The following is a 26,241-nucleotide window of genomic DNA, read 5'->3' on the forward strand; positions in this document are numbered from 1 at the left end:
GCTCACTCCAGATAGAGCTCGGCCAGGGTGGCGACGATGCGCCTGGCCTGCTCGCCGTGCAGCGAGTAGTAGATGGTCTGGGAGGCGCGTCGGGTGGTGACCATGCCCTCCCGACGCAGGATCGCCAGGTGCTGGGAGAGGGCCGACTGGCTCAGGCTCAACTTGGCATTGAGCTCCGATACCGAGAGTTCCACCCCATCCAGCAGGCAGAGGATACGCAGGCGGTTCTCGTTGGCCATGGCCTTGAGCAGCGCCGTGGCGTTCTCCAGGATGGGATCGCCGGCGGCAAGCAGCCGGGTGGCGGGTTGGGATGTGCTCATGGCGGTCTCCGGGGGACTCCTGGGCGCCTCGGGCGCCCGGCGATGTTGAGCCGGCGGCATATTCACCCTGTGCACTCGGGCGTATCGAGCCGGCGGGCGCGGCCTGCTCCCTGCGTCTCTTGTCAGATTCTCATTTAGTTATCCCTCAATACTGATTTAGTGGATCCGCGAGACACTCGCCAGCACTTTGTCACCAATAAGTTAACGCTGAGTCAATGAGTGTGACGCCGTGGCATAGGCTCGGCGGAGTTGTAGACAATAATGGCGAAATTAGCCGATGGTCTCAGAGAAAATCGTATCGATTCGGCTAGAGTGTCAACAATTGATGGCGAGCCCCGTTGCCTCGTCTCACTCCCGCCCCGTGATGAGATTTGCCATGAGCCACTACGCCTCCAGTTATCGCCATGCCATCGAGCGACCCGAGTCCTTCTGGGCCGAGCAGGCCAAGCGGATTCCCTGGTTTACGCCGCCGTCGAGGATCCTCGACTATGACCATCAAGGCCATGCCCGCTGGTTCGGCGATGGCGAGATGAACACCTGCCATGCCGCCCTGGACCACCAGGTGGCCGAGGGGCGTGGCGATCAGGCGGCGGTCCTCTGGGATTCGCCGGTCACCGGCCAGAAACGCCGCCTGAGCTATCGCGAGATGCGCGACGCGGTGGCGCGCTTCGCCGGCGCCCTGGCCGGGCTCGGCGTCACCAAGGGCGACCGGGTGGTGATCTATATGCCCATGGTGCCGGAGGCCCTGGTGGCCATGTACGCCTGCGCTCGCCTGGGGGCGGTGCACTCGGTGGTGTTCGGCGGCTTCGCCCCCCATGAGCTGGCGGTGCGCATCGACGATGCCGAGCCCAAGGTGGTGGTGGCGGCCTCCTGCGGTATCGAGGTGGATCGCGTCATCGCCTACAAGCCGATCCTCGATGAGGCCCTCGAGCTGAGCCAGCATCGGCCGGACGCCTGCGTGGTACTGCAGCGCGAGCAGGGCCGGGCGGAACTGAAGGATCGGGATCATGACTGGCAGGCGCTGATGGCCGTCGCGGAGCCGGCGGCATGCGTGCTGGTCAAGGCCACCGATCCGCTGTATATCCTTTACACCTCGGGGACCACCGGCAAGCCCAAGGGGGTGGTGCGCGACCATGGCGGCCATGCGGTGGCGCTGCACTACTCCATGGAGGCGATCTACGGCATGCAACCCGGCGAGGTGTTCTTTTCCGCCTCCGACGTGGGCTGGGTCGTCGGCCACTCCTATATCGTCTATGGTCCGCTGCTGCGCGGCTGCACCACCCTGGTCTACGAGGGCAAGCCGGTACGCACCCCGGATGCGGGCGCCTTCTGGCGGCTGATCGAGGAGTACGACGTCAGGGTCTTCTTCACCGCCCCCACCGCCTTCCGCGCCATCAAGAAGGAGGACCCGGAGGGGCGCCTGTTGGCGCAATACGATATTTCCGGGCTGCGTGCCCTCTTCCTGGCCGGGGAGCGCCTCGATCCGCCCACCTTCCACTGGCTCGACGACCTGGTGCCGGTACCGGTGATCGATCACTGGTGGCAGACCGAGACCGGCTGGCCGATCGCCGCCAATCCCCTGGGCCTCGAGGCGGTGCCCACCAAGGCGGGTTCTGCCACCTTCCCGGTGCCGGGCTTCAACGTCCAGGTCCTCGATCGCGACGGCGAGGTGGCGCCGGCCAATACCCAGGGCAGCGTGGTGATTCGCCAGCCGCTGCCGCCGGGCTGCCTGACCGGTATCTGGCGTGATCCGCGGCGCTTCCACGGCGCCTATATGGCGGCCTTCCCGGGCTCTTACCTCACCGGCGACGGTGGCTACTTCGACGAGGAGGGCTACCTGTTTATCATGGGGCGCACCGATGACGTCATCAATGTGGCCGGGCACCGCCTCTCCACCGGCGAGATGGAGGAGGTGCTGGGCGGCCACCCGGCGGTGGCCGAGTGCGCGGTGATCGGTATCCAGGACGCCCTCAAGGGGCAGCTGCCGGTGGGGCTGGTGATCACCAAGGACGGCTTCGACGGCGACGAGGCGGCACTGGAAGCGGAACTGGTGGAGCGGGTGCGCCGGACCATCGGCGCCATCGCCTGCCTCAAGGAGGTGCTGGTGGTGCCGCGGCTGCCCAAGACCCGCTCCGGAAAGATCCTGCGCAAGTTGCTAAGGACCATCGCCGATGGCGAGGCGTACGGCATTCCCTCGACCATCGATGATCCGGCCAGTCTTCAGGAGGTGCATGAGCAGATGAAGGCGCGGGACCTGGGGCAATCGAGTCAGGCACGCCCGGCGGAGTAGCGCAAGCTGCTCGACCGATACCAGGCCGCCGATGGCGAGGCGTACGGCATTCCCTCGACCATCGATGATCCGGCCAGCCTTCAGGAGGTGCATGAGCAGATGAAGGTGCGGGACCTGGGGCAATCGAGCCAGGCAAGACCCGCCGACTGACCTTGGTTACCTGACGCAGAGTCGAAGGGCCCCGGCGTGATAACGTCGGGGCCCTGTCGTCGTGGGACTCGTGATTAGGTACTTAGGCCGGTCGGCGGCGCAGGGCCAACAGGGCGATACTGAGTCCCAGTAGCGCCAGGCAGGCGACCAGTCCCCAGAGGGCGCTGCCGGTGAGTCCCACCACCAGGTAGCCCGCCAGGCTGACCAGGGCGCCTAGGCCCGCATAGGGGAGCTGGGTGATCACATGATCGATATGGTGGCAGGCGGCCCCGGTGGAGGAGAGGATGGTGGTGTCGGAGATCGGCGAGCAGTGATCGCCGAACACCGCGCCGGCCAGCACCGCCCCGAGCATCGGCAGCAGCATGGCCAGTTCGGTGGCCGCCGCCAGGTCGCCGGCGATCGGCAGCAGGATGCCGAAGGTGCCCCAGCTGGTGCCGGTGGCGAAGGCCATGATACCGCCCAGCAGGAACAGCAGGATCGGCAGCCAATGGGGCGCCAGGACCCCTTCCACCAGGCCGGCCAGGTAGGCGCCGGTGCCCAGCTCGCCGATGATGCCGGTGAGCAACCAGGCGAGCACCAGGATCTGGATGGCCGGCCACATGGTGCCGAGCCCCAGCCACAGGGTGCGCGGCAGGTTGGCGCGTACCGCCGGGCGCGGCCAGAGCAGGGCCAGGGTGGTGGCCAGGCCCAGCAGGCCGCCGGCCAGCAGCGACAGGGCCACCTCGGTATGCTCGAAGGCCCCTAACAGGGAGAAGGCCAGGCCCTCGGTGGCCAGTCCCCGGGCGCCGGTGATCAGCAGGACGGCCAGGGTGGCGGCCACCAGCACGCCGATCGGCACCAGCAGGTCCCGGGGGCGGCCGCCCTCATGCTCGGTCACCGCCGGATTGCCCGGGGGCGTGCCGCGGCGGCTGTCATAGACCCGGCCCTGACGGGCGGCGGCCTCGTGGCGGGCCATGGGGCCCAGGTTGAGATCGAGGGTGGCGGTGGCCAGCACCAGCAGCAGGGCGCTGATGGCGTAGAAGTTGAGCATCGAGACCTGCACGAAGGCGCCGAGGGCGCTGGTGCCGGTGATGGCATGGGCGGCGAGGATGCCGCCGATCAGGCTGATCAGGTAGGCGCCCCAGCTGGAGAGCGGCATCAGCACGCAGACCGGTGCCGCCGTGGAGTCGATCAGGTAGGCCAGCTTGGCCCGGGAGACCCCCTGGCGGTCGGTGACCGGGCGGCTGACGTTGCCCACCGCCAGGCTGTTGAAGTAGTCGTCGATAAAGATCACCGCCCCCAGCACCACCGTCATCAGCTGGGCATCGCGGCGAGTGGCGATGCGCCGGCGGGCCCACTCGCCGAAGGCCCGGGTGCCGCCGCTCAGGGTGACCAGGGCCACCATGGCCCCCAGCAGCAGCAGGAAGCCGAGGATCGACAGGTTCCAGGCCTCCGGGGAGCCGAGGCCGGGTTCATTCGCCGCCGGCAGGGTCCAGAACAGCGCCAGCAGGCGGGCAGCGAGATCCCCCAGGGCGGCCAGGGGATTAGCGGCGTTAAGCAGCAGGGCGCCCACCAGGATGCCCAGGCCCAGGGAGAGCAGCACCCGCCGGGTCAGGATGGCCAGGCCGATGGCAACCAGGGGGGGCAGGAGTGACAGGGCGGAATCGGCGGCGGACATGGGGGCCTCGGCTGGGGTGAAGGTGGCCGCGCATTATGCCCCAAGGCCCTGACACGAAAAAGTGACGGCTCATTGTGCCTGGTGAAAAGTCCTGCCTCATGTCCCATTTATGGAACTTCTTCTATAAAAACCTCAAAAAGCCCTTGAGTCTTGCTGCTGCTTCCCCGTTGTGAAGAAAGCCCCGGTGATCTGTACCGCCACCGGCGATCCTCCTCCTCGCCGGCAAGGCCGATCCGGCGGTGCCGCTGACGCCGAGTGCGGCAAGGCGTATACTACCGCTCCGCACGACCGCCCGGGCCAGAGGCCGAGTCCCGGGCGGTCGCCGTTATGATGCCGAGGGTTCCCTCACCCCTCCTCACCGACAAAAAGGCTCCGATGTTCGACTTGACTCCCACCCAGGCGCGGCGCTGCCTGATCCTGCTGGTCGCCTTCCATATCGCCGTGATCGCCGCCAGCAACTACCTGGTGCAGTTGCCCTTCACCCTGTTCGGCTGGCATACCACCTGGGGCGCCTTCAGCTTCCCCTTTATCTTCCTGGCCACCGATCTCACGGTGCGGCTGTTCGGCAAGCGTCAGGCCCGGGCGATCATCCTGCGGGTGATGCTGCCGGCCCTGGTGATCTCCTATGCCGTCTCGGTGATCTTCCCCCGCGGTAGCTTCGCCGGCCTCGAGGCCCTGGGCGAGTGGAACACCTTCGTGGCGCGTATCGCCCTGGCCAGCTTCCTGGCCTATGTGCTGGGCCAGTGGCTGGATATCCAGGTCTTCGATCGCCTGCGCCGTTTCCGCGCCTGGTGGCTGGCCCCGGCGATCTCCACGGTGTTCGGCAACCTGGCCGATACCCTGGTGTTCTTCGCCACCGCCTTCCATGCCAGCCCGGACGCCTTTATGGCGGCCCACTGGCCGGAGATCGCCGCGGTGGACTATGTGATCAAGCTGGGCATCAGCCTGCTGTTCTTCCTGCCCCTCTATGGGGTGCTGCTGGCCTGGTTGAGCCGGCGCCTGGTGACCTGGACGGGGCGCCATGAGCGGCCCGAGCCGGTGCCGCTAAGGGGCTGAATCCGGCCCTTACGTGGCCCGGCGTCGCCGGGCGAACCCGATCAATGACAAGGAGACGAGGATGGCGATCGAGCTGCATACCCTGGATGGGGGCCAAGGGGAAGGGCTTCCCCTGGTGGTGATCCATGGCCTGCTGGGCAGCGCCGATAACTGGCGCTCCCATCTGCGGGGCTGGCAGCAGGAGCGCCGGGTGGTGGCGGTGGACCTGCGCAACCATGGCCGTTCGCCCCACGCCACGGGAATGGCCTATGGCGAGATGGCCGGCGATGTGCTGGCGACCCTGGATCGGCTGGGCATCGAGCGCTGTCATCTGCTGGGGCACTCCATGGGCGGCAAGGTGGCCATCACCCTGGCGCGGCGTCATCCCGAGCGGGTCGCCTCCCTGGTGGTGGCCGATATCGCCCCGGTGGCCTATGGCCACGGCCATGATGCCATCTTCGCTGCCCTGCGGGCGGTGGAGGCGGCGGCACCGGAGAATCGCCGCGAGGTGGACGGCATCATGGCCGAACATGTGCCGGAGCGGGCGGTGCGCCTCTTCCTGGCCACCAACCTGGTGCGCGGTGAAGGGGCCATGGCCTGGCGGGTCGGGCTCGACGAGATCGAGGCCGATTACGAGGCGATTCGCGGCGAGCCGGAGGGGGAGGACCCCTTCAATGGCCCGACCCTGGTGATTCGCGGCAGCCGCTCCAGCTATGTGACGGATGCCATGCTACCGACCCTGCGCGAGGTGCTTCCCGAGGCGCAACTGGTGACCCTGGAGGCGGGCCACTGGCTTCACGCCGAGCAGCCGGAAGCCTTCCAGGCGGCGGTGAACGACTTTATGGGCCGGGTCGAGGCCTAGCGACTGGGATCGATCGCCAGCCGTGACACCGGCCGTGCCGTTTCCAGCTGTCCCGCGTCCAGCAGGAAGCGTTCGAAGCGGGCATAGCGTCCCTCGTCCAGGGCGGCGGGGCTCGGCGCCAGGCGAGCCAGCAGGCTCGGCCAGGCGCGGCGGTTGGCGGCGCTGTCGAGGCCGGGTTCGCTGGCGATCAGCAGTGACCAGGCCTCCTCCGGGTGATTGAGGGCCCAGAGGGTGGCATTCTCGAGGGCCGTCACCAGGCGCTGGATATCGTCGCTCTTGGCGGCGAGGCGCTCCCGGTGTGCCATCAGGATCAGGCCGTCGTAGGCGGGCAGGCCATGCTCCTCGGCGAGGAACTGCTGCGTATTGAGTCCCTCTTCGGTCAACTGGGCGCTCAGGGTGATCCAGAGGGGCGCCACCACGGCCACCACGTCCCCGGCGAGTAGCGCCTGCCCCAGGTCGAAATGGCGATGCTCCAGCCGCTCATCGGCGAGTTCGATACCGTGATGAGCCAGCATGGTGCGGGCCACCAGGGGGCTATCCGCCACCGCATAGGCGAGGCGCCCCTCGCCGAGCCGGGCCGGGGAGTCGATGCCGTTGCCCTGGCGGATGATCAGCCCGCTGACCGGGCTGTCGATCAGGGTGGCGACCCGTACCAGGGGATGCCCCGCGGCGCTCTCCAGGTGCAGCTGGGGCTGGCGGCCCAGGGCCAGGTCGATGCGCTCGCTCACCAGCAGCTTGCTGGGCACCTCGGGGTCGGCAGGCGCCAGCAACTCGACCGCCAGGGCCTGGCGCCCGAAATCGCCGCGCTCCCTGGCGAGGATCCAGGGAGCGTGCTGCAGGCCCAGATACCACTCCAACATGACGCTCAGCTCGCGCAGCGGCGGCGGCGCGATGGGCTCGGGTGCCCGGTCGGTTCGGCTGGGCGCCGGGGGCAGCAGTTCGGGGCCATCCGCGGTGAGCTCCCGAGCCGACTCGATGGCGGCCTCGCTGATGAGCGGCTCGGCCAGCAGGGGCGAGTTCCACGCCACACAGAGCGCGATGACCAGGGCGGCGAGGCGGCGAATCGGTGGCGGAGTCAACGACATGGGGTCTCCAAGGGGCGGCCATGGGGGCCGAGGCAGGCAAGAGTGTATCCTTGAGTCAGCCGGGCTGTCGAAGGCCGAGGCCCAGTTCCCGCGCCGGGGCGATATGGCATAATCCTTATATTTCAGTGAGGGCGGCGTCGACATGGATAGTATCAATACCCTCTTTCTGCTCAGCGGTTTTCTGCTGGCCCTGAGTATCCTGGCCAGCCGACTCTCCTCCCTGGTGGGGTTGCCGTTGCTGCTGATCTTCCTCGGCCTGGGCATGTTGGCGGGCGAGGAGGGCGTGCTGGGCATCCAGTTCGACGATTACGGCCTGGCCTTTTTGATCGGCCATCTGGCGCTGGCGATGATTCTCCTCGATGGTGGCCTGCGCACCCGCCTCAAGACCTTCCGTGTCGGCTTCAGACCGGCGCTCTCCCTGGCCACCCTGGGGGTGTTCGTCACCAGCCTGGTGGTGGGGCTGATCGCCATGTGGGTGTTCGAACTCTCCCTGGTGCAGGGCCTGCTGGTGGGGGCCATCGTCGGCTCCACCGATGCCGCCGCGGTGTTCTCCATGCTCAGTGGGCGAGGCGTCAACCTCAACGAGCGGGTCGGCGCCACCCTCGAGATCGAGTCCGGCACCAACGACCCCATGGCCATCTTCCTGACCCTGATGCTGGTGGAGATCCTGGTGGGGGAGATCGGCGGCCCCTTCGATACCCTGCTGTTCCTGACCAAGCAGTTCGGCCTGGGGCTGGTGATCGGCATCGGCATCGGCTGGCTGAGTGCGCGACTGCTGCGCTGGCTCGATCTGGCGCCGGGGCTCTACTCCCTGCTGGCCCTGGCCCTGGGCTTCCTGGTCTTCGGCCTCACCGCCTCCCTGGGGGGCAGTGGCTTCCTGGCCATCTATCTGACCGGCCTGATGATCGGTAATCAGCCGGGGCGCCACCTCAATTTCATCCTGCCGGTGCATGATGGCCTGGCCTGGCTCAGCCAGATCGGCCTCTTCCTGGTGTTGGGGCTGCTGGTGACCCCCAGTGAAATGCTCCACTATGCGCTGCCGGCATTGCTGGTGGCCCTGGCCCTGATCTTCGTGGCCCGCCCCCTGGCGGTGTTGGTGGCCATCAAGCCCTTCTTCAAGTTCCGCTGGCGGGAGGTGGGCTTTATCTCCTGGGTCGGGCTACGCGGCGCCGTGCCCATCGTGCTGGCGATATTCCCGGTGATCGGCGGGGTGGAGAACGCCTCCCTCTACTTCAATGTGGCCTTCGCGGTGGTCCTGATGTCGCTGCTGATTCAGGGCGGCAGCCTCTCCTTTATGGCCCGCTGGATGAAGGTGGAGGTGCCCCTGGGGGTCACGCCGAATCGCCGTGGCCCCCTGGGCATCCTGCCGGAGAATGACTACGAGATGTTCGTTTACCGGGTCGAGAACCAGGACCTGGACGACGTGCCCATCCGCCTGCTGCGGTTTCCCTCCGGGGCGGTGATCTCGGCGCTGTTCCGCGAGCATGCCATGTTGCACCCCAAGGGCAGCACGCGACTCCGGCTCGGCGACGTACTCTGCGTGATCGGTCGTAGCGAGGACCTGCCGGCCCTCAATCGGCTCTTCAACGGCGAGTCCCGGCTCAAGCAGCAGCAGGCCTTCTTCGGCACCTTTACCCTGGATGGTGATGCCTTGATGCAGGAGGTGGCCGGCGCCTATGGCTTGACCCTGACCCCGGGAGAGGAGGGCATGACCCTGGGCGAATTCGTCTCCCTGCGGGTGGGGGGGCACCCGGTGGTAGGGGACGACGTGGGCTGGCACGGCATCCACTGGGTGGTCAGCGAGGTGGAGGGTAACAAGATCACCAAGGTGGGGCTGCGGCTGTATCAATAGGCGCGGCGGCTACGGTAGCCCTCGCCCGGATAGTTGGAAGAGGCGGGGGTTGTTCGGGGGGATGTTGGGGAAACGAAAAAGGCGCCCGTAGGCGCCTGATTCTAAAATAGGAGTGGCGGAGGGACAGGGATTCGAACCCTGGGTAGGCTCTCACCTACGCCGGTTTTCAAGACCGGTGCATTCAACCGCTCTGCCATCCCTCCGGCTCACGGCGGTGTATATTACCAGGCCGTTTTCTCGCGTCAAGAAGCTTTTGCGATCAAGTCGTTACCCGTAGCTCCCGGGGCCAGACTCCGGATGCCGGGACGAAGGAGGGGAACATGGGCGAGGAAGGGGTGCGGGTGGGGGTCGCGGCCCTGGTGATTCGTGACGATCGTTGCCTGTTGGTGCAGCGAGGCCGCGAGCCCAATGCGGGGCGCTGGGCCTTGCCCGGTGGCAAGCTACACTGGGGAGAAGGCCTGGCGGAAGGGGCCCTGCGGGAGCTTCGCGAAGAGACCGGGGTGGAGGCCGAGCCCCTGGGGGTGGCGGATATCGCCGAGATCCGGGAGCCGGGTCACCACTATGTGCTGATCACCCAGGCCTGTTGCTGGCGCCGGGGGGAGGGGATGGCCGGCGACGATGCCCGGGCGCTGGGCTGGTTCTCGGAAGCCGAGCTCGATGCCCTGGGCGAGGCGGTAGTGCCGGGGGTGCGAGCGCTGGTGGAACGCTGGCTTTGCGCCTCGGTCGAATAGACGATCGAGACGGTTGCCAAGAGTGTCGTTGAGACAGGCCCTTAGCCCAAGGTATTGCGCCGCGGACGGGGAGACGGCATCCTTGGGCCACAGGCAAGATCAACAACCTAGGGAGCAATGATCGATGGCCTATCAAGATTCTCGGCTCGCCCGGACGCAGACCCACGCCGTCAGCACCAACAAGGTACTGCGCAACACCTATGGCCTGCTGGCCATGACGCTGCTGTTCTCCGCCGTGACCGCCGGGGCCGCCATGTCCATGGGCATCGAGCGGATGAATATCTTCGTCTTCTTTATCGGGGCCTATGGACTGATGTTCCTGGTCCACAAGACCGCCAACTCGGCCATGGGGCTGCTGGCCACCTTCGCCTTCACCGGGTTCATGGGCTTCACCCTGGGTCCGATTCTCAACGCCTACCTGGCGTTGCCCAATGGCGCGGCCCTGGTGATGAATGCCCTGGCCATGACCGGCCTGACCTTCGTCGGGCTGTCCGCGGTGGCGCTGGTCTCCAAGAAAGACTTCAGCTTCCTCGGCAACTTCCTGATGGCGGGAGCCATCGTGCTGATCCTGGCCATGGTGGCCGGGCTGATCTTCCAGATTCCGTCGCTGATGCTGATGGTCTCCGCCGGCTTCGTGCTGTTCGCTTCGGCGGCGATCCTCTACCAGACCAGCGAGATCGTGCATCGCGCCGGCGAGACCAACTACATCCTCGCCACCATTACCCTCTATGTCTCCATCTACAATCTCTTCGTCAGCCTGCTTTCCCTGCTGGGGATCATGAGCAGCGACTGAGCGAACGGGGAGTACTGACCTTGGCCCCGCCATCGGCGGGGCCAAGGCGTTTCTAGACGAGGTATTGGCATGCGTTATGCTTTGCTGGTGCAGGGAGGGCCCTATAGCCATCAGGCCACCCACTCCGCCCTGCGCTTCGCCGAGGCGTTGATCCGCCGCGGACATCACCTGGAGACCGTCTTCTTCTATCATGATGGTGTCTACAACGCGGCCCGGTTGCTGGCGCCGCCCCAGGATGAACCTCACCTGGGAGATGCCTGGCGTCGCCTGCATGACGACCATGGCACCCGGCTTCAGGTGTGCATCGCCGCCGGCTTGCGCCGAGGCCTGCTGGATGAGCGGGAGGCGTCTCGCCATGGCAAGGACGGTGCCAGCCTCGCCCCCCCCTTCGAGCTGACCGGGCTCGGTCAACTGGTCGACGCCGGCCTGAGTCACGACCGCCTGATCACCTTCGCCCCCTGAGGAGGCCTCATGAGTCACGAATCGACGCTTCCCGAGGGGGATCTACTGGTAGTATTGCGCCATGGCCCCCATGGCAGCCTGTGGCTGCGCGAGGGACTGGAGGCCGCCCTGGTGGCGGCGGCGCTGGGGCAGCGGGTCTCGCTGCTCTTTATGGGGCCGGGCGTGGCGGCCCTGGCGGCGGGACAGCAGCGTGGCCCGTTGGAGCAGAAGGGCACCCTGCCGATGCTGGAGATGCTGCCGCTGTACGAGGTGGAGAACCTGCTGGCGGTGGATGAGGACCTGGATGCCCTGGGCCTCGACGCCGACCGCCTGGCGGTGCCGGCCGTGCGAGTGGCGCCGGCGGCGGTGGCGGCCTTGATGGCCCGCCATCCTTTGGTACTGAACTTCTGAGCCGGTGAGGAATCGTCCATGATGCTGCATATTCTCAACCGCTCGCCCCTGGATAGCCGGGTCTATCGCCAGGCGCTGATGGCCATGGGGCCCGATGACCGGCTGTTGCTGATCGAGGATGGGGTCCAGGGAGCGCTGCCGCAGCTGGCGCGGCATTTCGAGGAGATCGCTGGCCGGCTCTTCGTGCTGAGGGAAGACCTCGCCGCTCGGGGGCTGGAAGGGCAGTGCGACGATAGCGTGCTGGTGGTGGATGTGGAGGGTTTCGTGACCCTGAGCGAGGAGGCCGACAAGTCGGTGAGCTGGTTCTGATGGCAACCACGGAAATGAGTCGTTATCTCGAGGTGGGCGACGACCATGTCGCCCTGGATCCGGAGGGCTACCTGGTGGACCTGACCGCCTGGTCGCCGGCGGTGGCCGAGGCCCTGGCCGTCGAGGAGGGGCGCGAGCTGACCGCGGCCCACTGGGAGGTGATCGAGGTACTGCGCGATTTCCATGCGCGCTTCGAGACCTCGCCGGCCATGCGTCCCCTGGTCAAGGCGGTGGGGCAGGCCCTGGGCAGCGACAAGGGCAACTCCCTCTATCTGATGCGTCTCTTCCCGGAGAGCCCCCCCAAGGTGGCGGCCCGCCTGGCCGGCCTGCCCAAGCCCGCCAATTGCCTCTAGCCGAACCCGTCGGAGGCCCGCCATGAACTTTCTCGGTCATGCCTGGCTGGGTTATCGCGGCAGCGATGACTTCCTTTTCGGCAACCTGATCGCCGATGGGGTGAAGGGGCGTGATCTCGGCGCCTGGCCCGTGGCAGTGGCGGCGGGGATCCAGCACCATCGCCGCGTGGATGCGCGCATCGATGGCGACCCGGAGCTGCTGGCCCTGCGGCGCCGGAGCCCGGAGGGGCTGCGGCGCTATAGCGGCATCGCCCTGGACCTGATGTGGGATCACTTCCTGGCCCGGGACGGCCAGGGCGAGGCCAGCCATCGGGCGCTGGTGGCGCGCTGCTATGCGCTGCTGGAGGCGCGCCCGGCGCCGGCCCGCCTGGCGTCGATGATGCCGGTGCTGATCGACCAGGACTGGCTCAACGGCTATGCCGATCTTGCCTTTACCCAGCGTGCCCTGGAGGGCCTGGGGCGGCGCCTGCCGCCGGGCAATCGGCTGGCCGAGTTAGCTCCCTGGCTGGAGGCGGAGTATCCCCACCTCGAGGCGACCTTCTACCGCCTCTGGCCACGCCTGGAGCGGGAACTGGGTCGCCCCTGAGGTACTTCCCTAGCTATCTTCCAGCAGCCATAGGCACTCGAGGCTATCGCCCGGTGCCACCTCGCTATGGGCCGGCACCACGGCCAGGGCATTGGCCATCACGCAGGAGGAGAGCACCCCGGAATTCTGATCGGCGAAGGCCTCGGCCACCGGCCCCTCGGGGGTGAAGCGCAGCATCACGCGCAGGTAGTGGCGGCGGGCCTGGGTGCGGGTCGTGAACTCGGCCCGGGCCCAGACGCTGGTGAGGCGTTCCAGGGCGGGGCAGGCCAGCAGGGCGCCGAGCAGCGGACGCAGGAAGAGCCAGGCACCCACATAGCCGGAGACCGGGTTGCCGGGCAGGCCGACGAAGCGCGCCTCGCCGCCGTCTGGCCGGGGCAGGCGCCCCAAGGCCAGGGGCTTGCCGGGGCGCAGCGCCAGGCGCCACAGATCGAGTCGTCCCAGGGATTCCACCGCCGGCTTGACATGATCCTCCTCGCCGACGCTGACGCCGCCGGTGGTGATCACCAGGTCCGCCTGCTCGGCGGCCTCGATCAGCAGCCGTCGGGTGGCCTCGAGGTCGTCCGGCGCCTTCGCCAGGCAGGCCAGTTCGCCGCCGAAGCGCTCGATCAGGCGCGTCAGCATGGGGCGATTGGAGTTGTAGAGCTGGCCCGGGGCCAGGGGCGTGCCGGGTTCGACCACCTCATCCCCGGTATTGATCAGGGCGACCCGGGGGCGGCGGCGGACCCGCACCTCGGTAATGCCCTGGCCGGCCAGGTGGCCCAGGGCCGCCGCCTCCAGTCGCAGGCCGGCGGGCAGCAGTTCGCTGCCGGCGCCGACATCGCGGCCGCGCCGGCGAATATTGTCCCCCGGCGTCAGCTCGGCGGGCAGCCGGATGCCAGCCTCGGTCACTTCGGCCCGCTCCTGCATCACCACACAGTCGGCGCCCTCGGGGACCTCGCCGCCGGTGAAGATCCGCGCGCAGCTGCCGGGAGCCAGGGGCTCGGCGGGCTGACCGGCGGCGATACGCTGGCTTACCGGCAGGCACTCGCCGGCATCCGCGATCCGCAGGGCATAGCCATCCATGGCGCTATTGTCAAAGCCGGGCACGTCCTGGCGCGCCATTACCGGCTCGGCCAGCACTCGGCCCGCGGCTTCCGTCGTCGCGAGCGGCGCGCTTTCCAGGGGCTCGACGCCCTCCAGCAGTGCCGCCAGCGCCGCCTCGATCGGGGCCAGCTTAGCCATGGGTGCCTCTTTCGGGGATTACCAGGTTGGCCTGAAGTGGTAGAGAGTGACATGGCTTGTGCCATCGCCGGGCGTATTTAGCCATGGGTGCCCCGCTCCGGAATCACCAAGTTGGCGTAGTTGCATGGTTTATGCCGGCTATCCAGCTGTTCGGCGAGGATGCCGTCCCAGGCGGTGCGGCAGGCGCCGGTGGAGCCGGGCAGGCAGAACACCACGGTGGCATTGGCCAGCCCGCCCAGGCAGCGGCTCTGGATGGTGGAGCTGCCCACCTCCCGGTAGGAGAGCTGGCGAAAGAGCTCGCCGAAGCCCTCGATGCGCTTGTCGAGCAGCACGCCCACCGCTTCCGGGGTGGAGTCGCGACCGGTAAAGCCGGTGCCGCCGGTGGTCAGCACCACCTGGACCTCGGGCTCGGCGATCCAGGCGGCCACCTGGGCGCGAATGCGGTAGACGTCGTCGGCGATGATGCGCTTCTCCACCAGTTGGTGGCCGGCGGTGGTGAGGCGCTCCACCAGGGCGTCACCGCTGCGATCATCGGCCTCGGTGCGGGTGTCCGAGACGGTCAGCACGGCGATACGCAGGGGCACGAAGGCGTCGCGATCCTGGCTCATTGATCGGCTTCCTTCTTGGCCTGCTGGCGAGCCTCCAGGGCGGCCAACTGCTCGGGAGTGGCCGGGGCCTGGTGCTTCTCCTTCCACTCGCTATAGGGCATGCCATAGACGTATTCCCGGGCCGCCTCGTAGTCGAGCTCGGCGCCGCGCTCCTCGGCGGCGGCCACCAGCCACTTGGAGAGGCAGTTGCGGCAGAAGTCGGCGAGGATCATCAGATCGATGTTCTGGACCTCCTTGTGCTGGTCCAGGTGCTTGAGCAGGTGGCGGAAGGCGGCGGCTTCCAGTTCGGTGCGGGTGGCATCGTCCAGGTGTTGCATGGGCTTGTCTCCTCTGGAAATTTTCATTCCAGCATACCAAAAGAGACCGCCGGTGGGCGGTCTCTTTTGCGTCACTTTCGTGGGGCCATTCAGGTCGGTCGTTGGGGCAGGGTGCCATCCTCCGGGGGAGATGACTGGGCGGGAGCCGGCGGCGTCTCGGCGCTCTCCTTGACCTCCTCGTACCACAGGCTGTGGTGCTCCTTGGCCCAGCTCTCGTCCACGTAGCCGCTCTTCATGCCCTCGAAGGAGCCCTCGGTGCCCAGGGTGCCGATATAGATATGTCCCAGGGCCACGGCGGTGAGCCCCAGGGCGCCCAGGGCATGGATCAGGTTGGCCCACTGCATGGTGTCGCGGGCCTGGCCGAAGTTGGGGAAGTCGAGCACCAGGCCGCTGAGGATCACCGCCACCCCGGCGCTGGCCAACAGCCAGTACCAGACCTTCTCGCCGGCGTTGGCGAAGCCCGCCTCCACGTGGCCCTTGCCGGTCAGGCCGCCGCCCTTCTTGAACCAGGTCAGGTCCTCGCGGCTGGGCAGGTTATGGCGCAGCAGCTTGAGCAGCAGCACCACCAGCAGGACGCCGAACAGCGGTCCCAGGTAGTTATGGGCCACCTTGGAGGCGCTGATCATGGCGCCCCAGATGGCGTCACCGAACAGCGGCCGGAACACGAACTTGCCGTAGAGCAGGTTGAGTCCGGAGAGGGCCAGCAGGATAAAGAGGGTGGCCACGCTCCAGTGCAGGGCCCGGGTCAGCACCGACCAGCGCAGCAACAGCCGCCCGGTGCGCGGCTCGTCCAGGGTCTTGCGACCCACCAGCAGGTAGAAGAGCGCGATCATCAGGGCCATGCCGCCGATGGCGATCAGCCCGAAGGGGGAGACCCAGCGGTTGCGCCACTGGCGCCAGCCCTCGCCGCTGGCGTTGACCAGGTTGTAATTGGAGTCGGCGCGGCTATCGCGGAAGTTGGCGTCCACCTCACCGCTACGGACCAGCCGCCAGGTGTCGGGGGTCACCCCCACCACGGCGGTGGCGGTCTCCCGGTCCGCGGTCTCCTGGGCCAGGAGCGCGGGGGCCAGCAGCAGGCCGAACGCCAGCACCAGGGTGGCGGCGAGCCAGCCGGCGAGCCGGCCTGGATTGGCAATGTGCATCACGGGCCTCCTTACCCTTGGCGGGTGGCGTCATAGGCCAGGTCATCGACGCTGGCCCGGGGGTTGTCCGACCAGGCGCCGTCGGGATGCCCGCGTTGCACCACCCGCTGGCGGAAGATATCCGCCACCGTCTGGGCATCGCCGGCGAGCAGCGCCTTGGTGGAGCACATCTCGGCACACAGCGGCAGTTTGCCTTCGGCGATGCGGTTGGCCCCGTACTTGGCGTACTCCTCCTCCGGGGAGTCGGCGGGGCCACCCGCGCAGAAGGTGCACTTGTCCATCTTGCCGCGCTCGCCGAAGGCCCCCTGCTGGGGGAACTGGGGGGCGCCGAAGGGGCAGGCATAGAGGCAGTAGCCGCAGCCGATGCACAGGTCCTTGTCGTGCAGGACGATGCCGTCCTCGGTGCGATAGAAGCAGTCGGTGGGGCAGACCGCCATGCAGGGGGCATCGTCGCAGTGCATGCAGGCCACCGAGATGGAGACCTCCTCGGGCAGGCCGTCATCGAGGGTGACCACCCGCCGCCGCTGGATGCCCCACTCGGTCTCGTTGGCGTTCTTGCAGGCGGTGACGCAGCCGTTGCACTCGATGCAGCGTTCCGCGTCGCACATGAATTTCATCTGAGCCATGGGAATCTCCTGTCACGCGGGCAATCAGCTGGCTTTCTCGATCCGACACAGGATGCACTGGGTCTCCTGCATCTTGGTGTTCTTGCAGGCGGTGACGTAGCCGTTGCACTCGATGCAGCGTTCCGCGTCGCACATGAATGTCATCTGAGCCATGGGAATCTCCTGTCGCGCGGGCCATCAGCTGGCTTTCTCGATCCGACACAGGATGCACTGGGTCTCCTGCATCTTGGTGTTCTTGCAGGCGCTGACGTAGCCGTTGCAGTGGATGCAGCGTTCCGCGTCGCACATGAATGTCATCTGAGCCATGGGAATCTCCTGTCGCGCGGGCCATCAGCTGGCTTTCTCGATCCGACACAGGGTGCACTTGGTTTCCTGCATCTGGGTCACGCTGTCGTAGCCATAGGTGGTGGCGGTATTGGCCGCCTCGCCCAGAACATAGGGCGCGCTGCCCTCCGGGTAGCGGTCATGCAGGCTCTCGCCCTGGAACATCCCACCGAAGTGGAAGGGCATAAAGACCACCTCCCGGGCCACCCGAGGGGTCACCAGGGCCTGGACGCGCACCCGGCCTCCCTCGGCGCCCTCCACCCAGACCATGTCGCCGTCGGCGACCCCCAGGTCGTTGGCCAGCGCCGGGTTGATCTCGACGAACATCTGCTGCTGCAGCTCGGCGAGCCAGGACATGGAGCGGGTCTCCTCGCCGCCGCCCTCGTACTCCACCAGGCGCCCCGAGGTGAGGATGATCGGGTAGCGGTCGGAGTTGTCGTTGTCCTGGATGCTCTTGTAGAGGGTCGGCAGCCGGTAGTGGGAGGCCACGTCGTCCCAGGTGGGGTAGTCCGCCACCAGGTCACGACGACTGGTGTAGAGCGGCTCGCGATGCCTGGGGATGGGGTCCGGGAAGGTCCAGACGTTGCAGCGCGCCTTGGCGTTGCCGAAGGGCGCGCACTCGTGGGCGATGGCCACCCGTTGGATGCCGCCGGAGAGGTCGGTCTTCCAGTTCTTGCCCTCGGCCTCGGCGCGCTCCTCGGCGGTCAGCTCGTTCCACCAGCCCAGGTCCCTGAGCATCTGATCGGTGAACTCCGGGTAGCCGTCGTTGAGGTCCGAGTCGCGGCTGAAGACCCCGTCGGCGAGGATATTCTCGCCGTTGTGCTCGATGCCGAAGCGGGCACGGAAGGTCAGCCCCCCCTCGGAGACCGGCTTGCTGGTGTCGTAGAGGATCGGCGTGCCGGGATGATTCATCTCGGCGGTGCCCCAGCAGGGCCAGGGCAGGCCATAGTAGTCGCCATCGGCGGGGCCGCCCTCGGCGCGCAGGGTCCGGAAGCTGAAGGTGTGCCAGTTCTGCTGATGGGCCTTGAGGCGCTCGGGGCTCTGCCCGGTATAGCCCACGGTCCACATGCCGCGGTTGAACTCCCGGGTGATGTCCTCGATCACCGGCTCGCTGCCCTCCACGCGGATATGCTTGAAGAGCTCCTCGGCGAAGCCCAGCTTGCGGGCCAGCAGGTACATGATCTCGTGATCGGGTTTGGACTCGAAGAGTGGCTCGATCACCCGGTCCCGCCACTGCAGGGAGCGGTTGGTGGCGGTGACGCTGCCGGTGGTCTCGAACTGGGTGGCCGCCGGCAACAGGTAGACGCCGTCGCTGCGCCCGTGCATCACCGCAGCCACCGTGGGGTAGGGGTCGACGATGACCATCATCTCCAGCTGCTGCATGGCGCGCTGCATCTCGGGGCCGCGGGTCTGGGAGTTGACCGCATGGCCCCAGTAGAACATCGCCTTGAGCCGGGTGCGCTGGGAGATCGCCTCTTCCTCCTCGAGCACCCCGTCGACCCAGCGCGACACCGTGATGCCGTTGGTATGCATGGGCTGGCCGTCGGCGTACTCGGCCTGGTCGAAGCGACTCCGGAGCCACTCCAGGTCGAGGTCCCAGACCCGGGCCCAGTGGGCCCAGGCGCCCTCGGCGAGGCCGTAATAGCCGGGCAATGAGTGGGACATCAGGCCCAGGTCGGTGGCGCCCTGGACGTTGTCGTGGCCACGGAAGATATTGGCGCCGCCCCCGGAGACGCCGATATTGCCCAGCGCCAGCTCGAGGATGCAGTAGGCACGGGTGTTGTTGTTGCCGGTGGTGTGCTGGGTGCCGCCCATGCACCAGACGATGCAGCCGGGGCGGTTCTCGGCCAGGCGTTGGGCGGTGTCGCGCATCTGCGCCTCGGGGACGCCGGTGATGCGCTCCACCTCGGCGGGCGGGAAGGCCGACACTTCCTCACGCACCTCGTCCATGGCATAGACGCGCTGGTCGATGTACTGCTGGTCCTCCCAGCCATTCTCGAAGATGTGCCACAGCAGGCCCCAGATAAAGGCCACGTCGGAGCCGGGGCGGATGCGCACATAGTGGTTGGCCTTGGCGGCGGTGCGGGTGAAGCGCGGGTCGACGACGATGATCTGCGCCTGGCTGCGCTCCTTGGCCAGCAGGATATGCTGCATGGCTACCGGGTGCGCCTCGCTGGGGTTGGAGCCGATAAACAGGATGGAGCGACTGTTCTGGATATCGTTGAGCGAGTTGGTCATCGCCCCATAGCCCCAGGTGTTGGCCACCCCGGCCACGGTGGTGGAGTGGCAGATGCGCGCCTGGTGGTCGGTGTTGTTGGTACCGGCCAGGGCGGCGAACTTGCGCATCAGGTAGGCCTGCTCGTTGCTGAACTTGGCCGAGCCCAGCCAGTAGATGCTGTCCGGGCCATGCTCCTCGGTGAGGGCCAGGACCCGATCGCCGATCTCGTCGATGGCTTCCTCCCAGGAGAGGCGCTGCCACTCGCCGTCCACCAGCTTCATGGGGTACTTGAGGCGCCGCGTGGAGTGGCCATGCTGGCGCAGGGAGGCGCCCTTGGCGCAGTGGGCGCCGCGGCTGATGGGATGGTCGAAGGCCGGTTCCTGGCCGGTCCAGACCCCTTCCTGGACCTCGGCATAGACGCCGCAGCCCACCGAGCAGTGGGAGCAGATGGTGCGCCGGGTCTCGATGGGGGCGTCCGAATAGGGCGTGCGCTCGGCGGCATCGACGCGGCGCATCATCGGCGCGCCCATCAGGCCGGCGGCGGCCAGGCCGCCGGTGGTCGCGCCGCTGCGCTTGAGGAACTGGCGCCGGGAGATACCGAGGCCGGCGCCGGCCTCGGGGGTCGCGTGCTTGGGCGTCAAACGCATGGTGGCTTCCTCCTCAGTCCCGCAGGGTGGCGTAGTAGGCGCGGATATGCTCGCTCTCGTGGTAGCGGCGCGGTGCCTCATCGGTGCGCGGCGAGGCGCTCTCGGCCTGGACCAGGGAGACATGGCCGAGGCCGGCGACCGCGGAGGCCGCGGCGGTGCCGGCGCCGAGGGTCTTGAGGAACTGCCGGCGCCGGGGGTTCACGGGGGTGTCGGATCGCTGCTGAGTCATGATTTGGCCTCACTCTGGTGGTGGGATGACCGGGGGGCATTGGCCCAGCGCAGGGCCTGAAGCTGTGCCGCCTGCTCGAGACGCGCCTGCTCATGGGCCATAAAGGCCAGGCCCAGCTCGGCGAGCCGGGCATAGAAGGGGGTGTCGACCCGGGCCAGGTCCGCCAGGCAGTCGCTGGCCCAGGGTGCCAGATGGCGCTCGAAGAAGGCCGGCGCCGCCTCGGGCTGTGACTCGGTAAGAATCGCCATGCACTCGAAGAGCGCCGCCAGGTGATCCTCCGGGTCCGAGTTGTCGGCATGCCGGGCGATGCCCAGCCGCTTGAGGTCGCGACGCAGGCTGATCAGCGCCTCGTCCATCAGTTCTCCCTGGCGATACCAGGAGGCGTAGGGGACCACCTCGCCCTGGATCACGCCGATCAGGTGACGAAAGTGGGCCCGCTCCAGGGCCGTCGGCTGCGCCTGCCGGGCGGCCGCGGCGAGGCCGTCCCAGGCCCGTCCCAGGGGGCCGCCATCCTCCGCCTGCAGTTCGCCCAGCCAGTCGAGCAGCTCGCCGTTCGGGGCCTGGCGCAGCAACTCGGCCAGCAGGCGATAGATCTCGGCGTGAAGGGCCGATTCCTCGTCGGCGGGGCGCGCGGTCGTGGTCTCTGTCATGGCGTCATACCTTGAGTTGCGCTTCGGGATCCCGGGCCAGCGACCGCCAGACGTCTCGGACGCGACAGTCTTCGCACATCTCCAGGCGTCGGGCGGCCTCGCCGGAAAAATAGGGATGGGCGGCGAGCTTGCCCTTGATGGCCTCGATGGTGGCGGCGCTGGCGAAGGCCTTGCCGCAGCCGATGCAGTGGAAGGGGGCGTCCTCGTGAAGCGTGCGCCGCTCGCTGCGCTCGGGGGCGGCCAGGAAACCGGGCTCCAGGGTGATGGCCTGCTCCGGGCAGGTCGCCTCGCACAGGCCGCACTGCACGCAGTCGGCCTCGCGCAGACTCAGCACCGGCCGCTCCTGGCCGGCGGCCAGGGCCGGGGTGGGGCAGGCGGAGACGCAGGCCAGGCAGAGGGTGCAACGCTGGCTATCCACCCGGATGCCGCCATAGGCGGCGCCCCGGGGCAGCCCATGGCGGCCGCCATCGCCGCGGCCCTGGGCGGCCAGGTGATCGAGCACGTGATTCAGGCGTTCGCGCTTGCCGGGCTCGTCGGGGGCCTCGCTCAGGGGGGCCAGGGCCGGGAGACGCGGCGGGGCATCCCGGGCCGCGGGATCCGCGTCGATGGCCCGGATTCGCTCGGGAGGCAGTCCCAGGGCCTCGAGCAGGCCGTGAGCCAGGGCGAGTTCGCCGTCCAGGAAGGTGCGCAGGCGCTCGGGCATCTCGGCCATGTACTGAATACGGACTTCCGCCGCCCCGAAGGCCAGGGCCGCCAGCCACTGGTCATGGCCGGCGCTGCCGAGCTCCTCCAGGGGCAGGTCGATCAGCTGGCCGGCCACCCGGGCCTCGTCGGCGAGATCGGCCGCGGCGGCGAAGCGTACCACCGGGTCGCGGCCCCCCGCCTGGCGATAGTGCTCGAGCCAGGCGGCGAGGGTGTGCTGCAGTTGGTGATCCTCCGGCAGGCGGTAGCGGATGGCGCCGGTGGGGCAGGCGCTGGTGCAGCTGCCCACGCCATGGCAGCGGAAGGGGTCGATCTCGACCCGGGCCTCGATGCGTCCCGGGTGGCTGGCGATGGCATCGGCGGGGCAGACCTCGAGGCAGCGGCTGCAGCCGCGCTTGCCCTGGGCGTCATGGGCGCAGAGGCTAGCCTCGATCTCGAAGTAGCGGGGCTTGTCGAACTCGCCCACCAGGGCCGCCCAGTCGGCCAGGGCCGAGGCCTCGAGGGGCTCGCCACGGCTGGCCAGGTAGCCCGGCGGCGGCAGTTCCAGGTCGAGCCGCGGGCGGCTGCCCAGGTCGAGGACCAGGTCGAAGTGGTCGCGCCCGGCCAGGGCCCGGGCCAGGTCGAGCCACTCGCCTCCCCGCTTCAGGCCGACGCGGAAGCGTCCCAGGTAGCCCTCGAGGGTCAGGGCCTCGGCCTCGCCGCGATTCAGGGAATGGCTGGGCAGGGCCCGGGTCCGGCTCAGCAGCTCGTCGGCCTCCTCGCCGTCGATGGCCGAGCTGGCCTCGGTAAACAGCAGGGCCAGGGAGGCTAGCCCGAGATTTTCCAACGCCACGGCGGCGCGGCGTGTATCGGCTTCGTTGCCGATCAGCAGGGCATGGCCGGCGCTGGCATAGGTGACGCTGCTTGGCGCCAGGTTGCGGGGCCAGGAGACGCGGCGATAGGCGCTCTCCCGGGCCAGACGGTTACGGTCGTCGGCCGCTAGCGATGGGGTCATGGTTTCTCACGGTTCGATTCACGGTCTTGGTCACGGTCCTTAGCCACGGCCCTGTTCACGGTCCTAGCTTGTGACATTGCCGGGGCCGTCGCGGCCGGGCCTGACTCTCGGGCTTATTTTTTTATCGCTAATGAATGAGTGTGGTCGGTTCTGGGTATCTCGCCAGGTGATCCTTGGTCTAATGTCTGCGGGGGATCGGGGCGTGTCTCGTCATCGCCGGCATCCCGGGACTCGGAGGCTAGGTCGTTAGGCACCGGATCGCCGTCTGCCTCGGTGGACAGGTCGTCCTCGGCCGGCGCTTCCGCGGGGCGGGTCCAGCGCCGCAGGCGCTCGGCCAGTTCGCCGGCCAGCGGCTGCAGGCGTCGATAGTCGTCGTCGTAGTCATCCAGGCCGTCGCGCACGCCATACTGGTCGCCGGCGAAGAGGCGGCGCAGGGCGCGGCGGCGCAGGGCCTCGCCGACGCCGCTGGCCATAAAGGCGGAGATCTCGCTGCCCGGCGCCAGGTCGTCGGGGTCGGGCAGGGCGTCATCGGCGGCTGGCGTCGCCGATATCTCGACGTCGGCCTCGTCGGCGGGCGGCGGGGCCGGGGGTTCCTCGGCCTGAGAGGCTTCACGCTTGCGCTCGGACCAGCGGGACAGGCGACTCATGGCTGTCTCTCTCATGGTTGCAGCTCCCGGGCGCGACCGGCGCCCTGGCGTTTTTCTTGCGGCCCTCCGGGGGCGCCTCGCCGTGGCGGGCCAGATAGGCCTCGATCCAGGCCTGGATGGCCAGCGGCATGGCCACCTCGAGAACGCATTGCTCGCCGTCCATCCAGGCCGCCGCCACCTCCTGGCTGGCGGTGATGGCGCTGGGGTGGGGCTCAGGCGTATCGCTGTCACCGGCGCGCAGGAAGAGTCGCGGGGCGGCGGAGGCCAGGTTGAAGCGGTAGGCGGCGCGCTCGGTCATCAGCAGCTGCAGCGTCAGGCAGCAGGGGCCGGCCTCGCCCGGCGTCAGGTCGACGATTTTCCAGCGCAGGCGGGTAAAGCCCTTGATGGTGACGGGGACGCTCGACAGGTCGAAACTCAGGGAGCAGGATGTGGTGGCTGGCATGGGGCGCTCTTGTCGGCTTGACTCCCCTGCAGTAAAGACAGTCCCGGCCGAGACTGCCATGATCGGGGTCAACGATTGATTAAGGAGTTGCGAATGCTTGCCTTGCCGCGTACCCATGCCCGGCTGCCGGCTACCCTGGAGATCGAGGTCGTCGATGAGTATGGCGAGCCTCGGCGCCAGGCGATCGCCGCCGAGCGGGCCCTGACGGTCTACCTCAACAAGCGCGAGATCGTCACCCTGATGACCCTGGGGGCCGACCCGGAGGCCCTGGTGGTGGGCTACCTGCGCAATCAGGGCCTGGTGGCGGCCCGGGAAGACCTGCTCCAGGTAGCGGTGGACTGGGAGGTGGAGTCCGCCGCGGTGGTCACCCGCCATCCCCCCGAGGACCTGGAGGCGCGGCTGGCCACCCGCACCGTGACCACCGGCTGCGGCCAGGGCACCGTCTTCGGGCGGCTGCTGGAGAGCATTCCCCCGACGCCACCGGCCACGCGGTTAAGTCAGTCGGTGCTCTATCGGTTGCTCGACAACCTGGGCGCCTATAACGAGACCTATCGCAGTGCCGGGGCCGTGCATGGTTGTGCCCTGTGCCGCCAGGAGGCGGTGCTCGATTTCGTCGAGGACGTGGGGCGCCACAATGCGGTGGATACCCTGGCCGGGCGCCAGTGGCTGGAGGAGGCGGAGTCGACGGCGGCGGATATCTTCTATACCACCGGGCGCCTGACCTCGGAGATGGTGCTCAAGGTGGCCCAGATGGGCATCGGCGTGCTGGTCTCCCGTTCCGGGGTCACCCAGAAGGGCGTGGAGCTGGCCAGCCGCTTCGGGGTGCTGCTGATCGCCCGGGCCAAGGGCAAGCACTTCCAGGCCATTCATGCCGGCGAGCGGCTGGTGCTGGATGCCATGCCGGCGCGGCGCCCGGGGGATCGCCATCGCTGATTCCTGCTGGTGCAGTTGTTTGATTTTCTGCACGATTCTGGTGCGGTGTCCGGCCGCACTCATGCTGATTTCCCTCGCGAGCCTCAGGAATTATCCGGGGCGCTTGTGTCCACCTTGCTTGTCAATTATCTTTGTCGCGCGTGGCATATAAGATACAAAAGTGTCGATGAAATGGCATTTTTACGATAATTCAAATCTTGAGGCAGACACCCATGACGGATTCTCCATCCGGAACTCAATTGACGCGTGTGCTGGCACGCAAGGATGTGCTGGCGCTGGCCTTCGGCGCCATGATCGGCTGGGGCTGGATCGTGATGACCGGCAGCTGGATCCAGTCCGCTGGCAGCCTCGGCGCCATCACCGCCTTTATCCTCGGCGGTATCGCCATCGTGCTGGTGGGCCTGACCTATGCTGAGCTGGCTTCGGCCATGCCCCAGGTAGGCGGCGAGCATGTCTACAGCTATCGGGCCCTCGGCCACTTCGCTTCCTTCTTCTGCACCTGGGCCATTGCCCTGGGGTATGTGAGCGTGGTGGCCTTCGAGGCGGTGGCGCTGCCCACGGTGGTGGAGCACCTCTTCCCCGGTTATGCGGTGGGCCATCTGTGGACCATCGCCGGCTGGGACGTTCAGGCCACCTGGGTGGCGGTGGGCGTCGCCGGCTCCGTGGCGATGATGGCGATCAACTATGTGGGCATCCGCACCGCGGCCCTGGTGCAGAAGGTGGTGACCCTGTTGATCCTGGCGGTGGGCATCATGTTTATCACCGGGGCGCTGTTCGAGGGCGAACGGGCCACCATGGAGCCGCTGTTCAATACCTCCGAGGGGGTGATGGGCGGCATCATGCTGGTACTGATCATGGTGCCCTTCATGTTCGTCGGCTTCGACGTCATTCCCCAGGCCGCCGAGGAGATCAACCTGCCGTTCCGGGAGATCGGTCGGGTACTGATGATCTCGGTGATCATGGCGGTGTTCTGGTATGCGCTGATCATCCTCGGTACCTCCCTGATGCTGGATGCCGAGGCCCTGGGGGCCAGCTCCCTGGCGGTGCCCGATGCCATGCAGGCGGTGTTCCGGGCCCCCTGGGCGGGTAACCTGATGGTGCTGGCGGGGATCGCCGGGATCATCACCAGCTGGAATGCCTTCTACGTGGGCGGCTCCCGGGCGATCTACGCCCTGGCCCACTCGGGCATGTTGCCGGCCTTCCTGGCCAAGCTGCACCCCAAGCACCGCACTCCCACCAATGCCATCCTGCTGATGGGGATCCTCTCCTGTCTGGCGCCTTTCTTCGGGCGTCCGGCGCTGGTCTGGTTGGTGGTCGCCGGTGGCCTGGGGATCGTGATCGCCTACCTCTTCGTGTCGCTCTCCTTCGTGGTGCTGCGCATCAAGGCGCCGGAGATGGAACGCCCCTTCGAGGTGCGTCAGGGCATGGCGGTGGGCGTGATCGCCGTGCTGCTCTCCCTGGGCCTGATCGCCCTCTATCTGCCGGGTAGCCCGGCGGCGCTGGCGCCGGCGGAGTGGGTCCTGTTCCTGGGCTGGATGGGCCTGGGCCTGGTGCTCTATGCCTGGTCCCGGGCGCGCTATGGCGTGGCCTTCAGCGACAAGATGATGTACCGCGAGCTGGCCGGCACCGAGACCGAGGCCCATCCCGGGCGCTGAGTGACAGCCGA

General features: G+C 67.8%; 29 protein-coding genes and 1 tRNA gene. 13 read left to right on the forward strand and 17 right to left on the reverse strand.

Going from position 1 to position 26,241, the window contains the following annotated elements; translation table 11 throughout:
- Positions 1 to 2: 2 nt before the first annotated feature.
- A complete protein-coding gene (locus tag ACQ1W9_RS09580; protein WP_431026351.1) occupies positions 3 to 320 on the reverse strand; it encodes an ArsR/SmtB family transcription factor in 318 nt (105 codons plus the stop codon).
- 376 nt (positions 321 to 696) lie between these two features.
- On the opposite strand from ACQ1W9_RS09580, the gene ACQ1W9_RS09585 reads away from it, so the two are divergent.
- Positions 697 to 2,610, forward strand: coding sequence for a propionyl-CoA synthetase (locus ACQ1W9_RS09585; protein WP_431026352.1), 1,914 nt, complete (start codon positions 697 to 699; stop codon positions 2,608 to 2,610).
- A 232-nt stretch (positions 2,611 to 2,842) separates the two neighbouring features.
- Here ACQ1W9_RS09585 and ACQ1W9_RS09590 read toward each other — a convergent pair whose 3' ends face one another.
- Positions 2,843 to 4,417 (reverse strand): Na+/H+ antiporter NhaC family protein, encoded by a 1,575-nt coding sequence (locus ACQ1W9_RS09590; RefSeq protein ID WP_431026353.1) that lies wholly within the window; start codon positions 4,415 to 4,417, stop codon positions 2,843 to 2,845.
- 375 nt (positions 4,418 to 4,792) lie between these two features.
- Between ACQ1W9_RS09590 and ACQ1W9_RS09595 the strand changes: the two genes are divergently transcribed.
- Both ACQ1W9_RS09595 and ACQ1W9_RS09600 read left to right on the forward strand, forming a co-directional pair.
- Complete coding sequence (locus ACQ1W9_RS09595; RefSeq protein WP_346062366.1) at positions 4,793 to 5,473, forward strand: 7-cyano-7-deazaguanine/7-aminomethyl-7-deazaguanine transporter; 681 nt, start codon at positions 4,793 to 4,795, stop codon at positions 5,471 to 5,473.
- 61 nt (positions 5,474 to 5,534) lie between these two features.
- A complete protein-coding gene (locus ACQ1W9_RS09600) occupies positions 5,535 to 6,314 on the forward strand; it encodes an alpha/beta fold hydrolase (protein ID WP_431026354.1) in 780 nt (259 codons plus the stop codon).
- Here ACQ1W9_RS09600 and ACQ1W9_RS09605 read toward each other — a convergent pair.
- Positions 6,311 to 7,399: an ABC transporter substrate-binding protein gene (locus ACQ1W9_RS09605; RefSeq protein ID WP_431026355.1), complete on the reverse strand. Its 1,089-nt coding sequence runs from the start codon at positions 7,397 to 7,399 to the stop codon at positions 6,311 to 6,313. The two genes, ACQ1W9_RS09600 and ACQ1W9_RS09605, sit on opposite strands and share 4 nt — an antisense overlap.
- Positions 7,400 to 7,541: 142 nt before the next feature.
- Here ACQ1W9_RS09605 and ACQ1W9_RS09610 point away from each other — a divergent pair, with 142 nt between their 5' ends.
- The gene (locus ACQ1W9_RS09610) at positions 7,542 to 9,251 is read left to right on the forward strand and encodes a potassium/proton antiporter (protein ID WP_431026356.1); all 1,710 of its coding nucleotides are present in this window, start codon (positions 7,542 to 7,544) and stop codon (positions 9,249 to 9,251) included.
- Positions 9,252 to 9,364: 113 nt separating this feature from the next.
- Here the strand turns inward: ACQ1W9_RS09610 and ACQ1W9_RS09615 are convergent.
- Positions 9,365 to 9,454, reverse strand: a tRNA-Ser gene (locus tag ACQ1W9_RS09615).
- Between the two features lie 117 nt (positions 9,455 to 9,571).
- On the opposite strand from ACQ1W9_RS09615, the gene ACQ1W9_RS09620 reads away from it, so the two are divergent.
- The 7 genes from ACQ1W9_RS09620 (at position 9,572) to ACQ1W9_RS09650 (ending at position 12,875) form a co-directional block, all read left to right on the forward strand.
- A complete protein-coding gene (locus ACQ1W9_RS09620; protein WP_431026357.1) occupies positions 9,572 to 9,982 on the forward strand; it encodes an NUDIX hydrolase in 411 nt (136 codons plus the stop codon).
- Between the two features lie 124 nt (positions 9,983 to 10,106).
- Entirely contained in the window at positions 10,107 to 10,775 is a 669-nt protein-coding gene (locus ACQ1W9_RS09625) for a Bax inhibitor-1/YccA family protein (RefSeq protein WP_346062378.1), read from the forward strand.
- 69 nt (positions 10,776 to 10,844) lie between these two features.
- The gene (gene tusD, locus ACQ1W9_RS09630) at positions 10,845 to 11,237 is read left to right on the forward strand and encodes a sulfurtransferase complex subunit TusD (RefSeq protein WP_431026358.1); all 393 of its coding nucleotides are present in this window, start codon (positions 10,845 to 10,847) and stop codon (positions 11,235 to 11,237) included.
- Between the two features lie 9 nt (positions 11,238 to 11,246).
- On the forward strand, positions 11,247 to 11,627 hold the full coding sequence (locus ACQ1W9_RS09635) for a DsrE family protein (RefSeq protein ID WP_431026359.1): 381 nt from the start codon (positions 11,247 to 11,249) through the stop codon (positions 11,625 to 11,627).
- A gap of 18 nt (positions 11,628 to 11,645) precedes the next feature.
- Positions 11,646 to 11,936 carry a sulfurtransferase complex subunit TusB gene (gene tusB / locus ACQ1W9_RS09640; RefSeq protein ID WP_431026360.1) on the forward strand — a complete coding sequence of 97 codons (291 nt, stop codon included), beginning with the start codon at positions 11,646 to 11,648 and terminating at the stop codon, positions 11,934 to 11,936.
- The gene (locus tag ACQ1W9_RS09645) at positions 11,936 to 12,289 is read left to right on the forward strand and encodes a TusE/DsrC/DsvC family sulfur relay protein (protein WP_431026361.1); all 354 of its coding nucleotides are present in this window, start codon (positions 11,936 to 11,938) and stop codon (positions 12,287 to 12,289) included. Before tusB ends, ACQ1W9_RS09645 begins: the two co-directional genes overlap by 1 nt.
- 22 nt (positions 12,290 to 12,311) lie before the next feature.
- Entirely contained in the window at positions 12,312 to 12,875 is a 564-nt protein-coding gene (locus tag ACQ1W9_RS09650) for an ACP phosphodiesterase (RefSeq protein WP_431026362.1), read from the forward strand.
- A gap of 9 nt (positions 12,876 to 12,884) precedes the next feature.
- Here ACQ1W9_RS09650 and ACQ1W9_RS09655 read toward each other — a convergent pair whose 3' ends face one another.
- The 13 genes from ACQ1W9_RS09655 to ACQ1W9_RS09715 form a co-directional block, all read right to left on the reverse strand.
- Positions 12,885 to 14,096, reverse strand: a complete 1,212-nt coding sequence (locus ACQ1W9_RS09655) for a molybdopterin molybdotransferase MoeA (protein ID WP_431026363.1) — start codon at positions 14,094 to 14,096, stop codon at positions 12,885 to 12,887.
- 77 nt (positions 14,097 to 14,173) lie between these two features.
- Entirely contained in the window at positions 14,174 to 14,704 is a 531-nt protein-coding gene (moaB, locus tag ACQ1W9_RS09660) for a molybdenum cofactor biosynthesis protein B (protein ID WP_431026364.1), read from the reverse strand.
- A complete protein-coding gene (locus ACQ1W9_RS09665) occupies positions 14,701 to 15,021 on the reverse strand; it encodes a DUF1244 domain-containing protein (protein ID WP_431026365.1) in 321 nt (106 codons plus the stop codon). Before ACQ1W9_RS09665 ends, moaB begins: the two co-directional genes overlap by 4 nt.
- 89 nt (positions 15,022 to 15,110) lie before the next feature.
- A complete protein-coding gene (locus ACQ1W9_RS09670; protein WP_431026366.1) occupies positions 15,111 to 16,163 on the reverse strand; it encodes a formate dehydrogenase subunit gamma in 1,053 nt (350 codons plus the stop codon).
- 11 nt (positions 16,164 to 16,174) lie between these two features.
- Positions 16,175 to 16,789 (reverse strand): formate dehydrogenase FDH3 subunit beta, encoded by a 615-nt coding sequence (gene fdh3B, locus ACQ1W9_RS09675; RefSeq protein WP_146801857.1) that lies wholly within the window; start codon positions 16,787 to 16,789, stop codon positions 16,175 to 16,177.
- Positions 16,790 to 16,813: 24 nt separating this feature from the next.
- Positions 16,814 to 16,942 carry a hypothetical protein gene (locus ACQ1W9_RS09680; protein WP_431026367.1) on the reverse strand — a complete coding sequence of 43 codons (129 nt, stop codon included), beginning with the start codon at positions 16,940 to 16,942 and terminating at the stop codon, positions 16,814 to 16,816.
- 24 nt (positions 16,943 to 16,966) lie between these two features.
- Positions 16,967 to 17,095 (reverse strand): hypothetical protein, encoded by a 129-nt coding sequence (locus ACQ1W9_RS09685; RefSeq protein WP_431026368.1) that lies wholly within the window; start codon positions 17,093 to 17,095, stop codon positions 16,967 to 16,969.
- 24 nt (positions 17,096 to 17,119) lie between these two features.
- The gene (locus ACQ1W9_RS09690; RefSeq protein WP_431026369.1) at positions 17,120 to 19,978 is read right to left on the reverse strand and encodes a molybdopterin-dependent oxidoreductase; all 2,859 of its coding nucleotides are present in this window, start codon (positions 19,976 to 19,978) and stop codon (positions 17,120 to 17,122) included.
- Positions 19,979 to 19,991: 13 nt separating this feature from the next.
- Entirely contained in the window at positions 19,992 to 20,207 is a 216-nt protein-coding gene (locus tag ACQ1W9_RS09695; protein WP_346062388.1) for a twin-arginine translocation signal domain-containing protein, read from the reverse strand.
- The gene (locus tag ACQ1W9_RS09700) at positions 20,204 to 20,857 is read right to left on the reverse strand and encodes a TorD/DmsD family molecular chaperone (protein ID WP_431026370.1); all 654 of its coding nucleotides are present in this window, start codon (positions 20,855 to 20,857) and stop codon (positions 20,204 to 20,206) included. Before ACQ1W9_RS09700 ends, ACQ1W9_RS09695 begins: the two co-directional genes overlap by 4 nt.
- Positions 20,858 to 20,861: 4 nt before the next feature.
- Positions 20,862 to 22,553: a 4Fe-4S dicluster domain-containing protein gene (locus tag ACQ1W9_RS09705; protein WP_431026371.1), complete on the reverse strand. Its 1,692-nt coding sequence runs from the start codon at positions 22,551 to 22,553 to the stop codon at positions 20,862 to 20,864.
- Between the two features lie 113 nt (positions 22,554 to 22,666).
- The gene (locus tag ACQ1W9_RS09710; RefSeq protein WP_431026372.1) at positions 22,667 to 23,200 is read right to left on the reverse strand and encodes a DUF3306 domain-containing protein; all 534 of its coding nucleotides are present in this window, start codon (positions 23,198 to 23,200) and stop codon (positions 22,667 to 22,669) included.
- Complete coding sequence (locus ACQ1W9_RS09715; RefSeq protein ID WP_431026373.1) at positions 23,163 to 23,642, reverse strand: DUF3305 domain-containing protein; 480 nt, start codon at positions 23,640 to 23,642, stop codon at positions 23,163 to 23,165. Before ACQ1W9_RS09715 ends, ACQ1W9_RS09710 begins: the two co-directional genes overlap by 38 nt.
- A gap of 93 nt (positions 23,643 to 23,735) precedes the next feature.
- On the opposite strand from ACQ1W9_RS09715, the gene ACQ1W9_RS09720 reads away from it, so the two are divergent.
- A complete protein-coding gene (locus ACQ1W9_RS09720; protein WP_431026374.1) occupies positions 23,736 to 24,575 on the forward strand; it encodes a formate dehydrogenase accessory sulfurtransferase FdhD in 840 nt (279 codons plus the stop codon).
- 212 nt (positions 24,576 to 24,787) lie between these two features.
- Entirely contained in the window at positions 24,788 to 26,230 is a 1,443-nt protein-coding gene (locus ACQ1W9_RS09725) for an APC family permease (RefSeq protein ID WP_431026375.1), read from the forward strand.
- Positions 26,231 to 26,241 lie beyond the last annotated feature (11 nt).

It is taken from the genome of Halomonas sp. H5 (genome assembly GCF_050613175.1).
GTDB classification, from domain to species: domain Bacteria; phylum Pseudomonadota; class Gammaproteobacteria; order Pseudomonadales; family Halomonadaceae; genus Bisbaumannia; species Bisbaumannia salifodinae.